Source organism: Oleiphilus sp. HI0043 (genome assembly GCF_001634935.1).
This window is the reverse complement of sequence record NZ_LWEY01000703.1, coordinates 1-669: the sequence shown is the minus strand read 5'-3', so window position 1 is coordinate 669 and position 669 is coordinate 1. Positions and strand designations below refer to the sequence as shown.

General features: G+C 52.0%; 1 pseudogene. It reads right to left on the bottom strand.

Going from position 1 to position 669, the window contains the following annotated elements:
- Window positions 1-669 (bottom strand): annotated as a pseudogene (locus A3729_RS08300) (Tn3 family transposase); the annotation flags it as partial.

The following is a 669-nucleotide window of genomic DNA, read 5'->3' as shown; positions in this document are numbered from 1 at the left end:
TATCGGCAGACCGAGTTCAGGTCGTTGGCACTGAGAAACTGGAAAGCCTGTTGCTGTACCGCGTGGAAGGAAGTATTAGGGTCGATGCGGTCATCCACGAACAGGTGCAGGATCTCAGCGGCTTTACTCACGTTGCGGGCTGCCTTTTGCCAGTCTTGATAAACCCGTTCCTGCGCCATCTGATGCGCTCGTTGCTTCACCTGTCGAGTGTGATGGATGAACCCTTCCGCAATGCGCTCCAAGCCCTGCTGGTACCGAGACTGCAGATAGCACAGCAGGTACAAGCATTGGTTAGCAGGCGACTGACGCTTAAGTTTAGCACCGTAATAATCAACCCGTTCGGCATAGTGATGCTGGTTTTTCTGGGACAGAGAAAGCGAGTCGAGTACAGTCGTCACATCCTCCATTAGCGGTTGAATATGGTTATACACCGCCAGCTCTTTCTGCAGCTCGGTACCGGTGAAGTTGCGAGCGCTCCCGCGCAGCTGCTTCAATGTAAAGTGGTCTTCATCGGAAACCAGTGTCTGCAGCATATTCTTTAAGCTTTGGCTGCAAGCGGCATTGATCTGATCATACAATCGTTGCTGATGTTGATTAATCACCTGACTGACGATCTTCTGCAGGGTACTATAGGCAGGAATGGCGATCTTCTGGTGGGCCAGGTACTCG